This window comes from Spiroplasma sp. ald (genome assembly GCF_044714355.1).
Lineage (GTDB): Bacteria > Bacillota_I > Bacilli_A > Mycoplasmatales > Mycoplasmataceae > Spiroplasma > Spiroplasma phoeniceum.
This window is the reverse complement of sequence record NZ_RXFY01000168.1, coordinates 1-1,281: the sequence shown is the minus strand read 5'-3', so window position 1 is coordinate 1,281 and position 1,281 is coordinate 1. Positions and strand designations below refer to the sequence as shown.

Annotated in this window: 3 protein-coding genes; all 3 read left to right on the top strand. The window is 24.3% G+C overall.

All coding sequences use genetic code 4. The features are described 5' to 3' along the window. Positions 1-114: 114 nt before the first annotated feature. Genes EHU54_RS05885 through EHU54_RS05875 form a run of 3 tightly spaced genes read left to right on the top strand, consistent with a single transcriptional unit; the run spans position 115 to position 1,200 of the window. Positions 115-357, top strand: coding sequence for a recombinase RecT (locus EHU54_RS05885; RefSeq protein ID WP_400249464.1), 243 nt, complete (start codon positions 115-117; stop codon positions 355-357). Further along, positions 329-1,030 carry a recombinase RecT gene (locus EHU54_RS05880; protein WP_400249463.1) on the top strand — a complete coding sequence of 234 codons (702 nt, stop codon included), beginning with the start codon at positions 329-331 and terminating at the stop codon, positions 1,028-1,030. The genes EHU54_RS05885 and EHU54_RS05880 overlap by 29 nt, the downstream gene beginning before the upstream one ends. Then, entirely contained in the window at positions 1,021-1,200 is a 180-nt protein-coding gene (locus tag EHU54_RS05875; RefSeq protein WP_400249462.1) for a hypothetical protein, read from the top strand. The genes EHU54_RS05880 and EHU54_RS05875 overlap by 10 nt, the downstream gene beginning before the upstream one ends. Positions 1,201-1,281 lie beyond the last annotated feature (81 nt).

Below are 1,281 nucleotides of genomic sequence, written 5' to 3'. Positions count from 1 at the left end.
ATTATAAAATTTTAAAACACTATTAATATCATTTAAGTTTGGTAAACTAGGGAAAGTATTATTCATTGTTATTTTTCTCCTTTAATTTTAAAATAAATAAAGGAGAAAAATAACATGACAAATATTGTAGAATTTTTAAGAACAGATAAGGCAACTGATTGAATTAAAAGTAAGTTTTCAAATGAAAATGAAATTGCAAGATTTAAAAGTAATATAATTGCAATATCAAATAGTAATGAATTATTACAAAAAGCAGATCCAAAAACAATTATGACTGCTTGTTATCAAGGGTCATTATTAAATTTACCAATGGAAAAACAATTTGGTTATGCTTATGTTGTTCCTTATAAATACTAAAATAACAAGAATTATTAATGGTCGTGAAATACAAGAATGAGTTAATCAAGCCCAATTTCAAATGGGTTATAAAGGTTATATTCAATTAGCCCAAAGAAGTGGTCAATATTTAGATATGTCAGTATCAGATGTAAAAGAAAATGAATTAGTAAATTATGATCGTTTAAAAGGAACTAGTTTTAATTGAATTCAAAATGAAGATAAAAGAGAAAAATTACCAATTATTGGTTATGTAGCATACTTTAAAATGGTTAATGGTTTTGAAAAAACTTTATATATGACCAAAGAACAAATGGAAAATCATTTTATGAAATATTCTAAAACTTATGCTAAAAATAAATCATTTTATATTGCTAGTTTTGATGAAATGACCCTTAAAACCGTATTAACATCATTATTAAGAAAATGAGGTATTATGTCAGTTGAATTACAACAAGCATATAAATCAGATCAAGCAGTAATTACTACTAATGATGAAAAGATTTATATTGATAATAATAGTAGTATCGCCAAAAATAAGGGGCAGATGAGCGATGAACCATTATCAAATAATATAAATACCCCATATTATACAGAAATAGCGGACACTAACGATAATGTAGTTAAAGAAGAAGATATTTCAAATGTAGTGCCAGCAGTTAACAATGATGAGGAATGAGCAAAATGAGAATAAAAATAGGTATTGACCCATCAGGAACTGGTACTACTGCTATTACTGTTTTTAAAGATAATAAATTAATTAATAAATCGGAATATACACATCGTGATTGAATTGCACAAACCAATATTATTTTAAATGAGTTAAGATCAGATGCAATTATTAATATTAGACTTCTTGCATAACCTATTAAAATAATTGTAAATATTTTTAAAAAGATACTAATAGCAAATTATAATTTTAATTAATTATGTCTTTTATTTAAA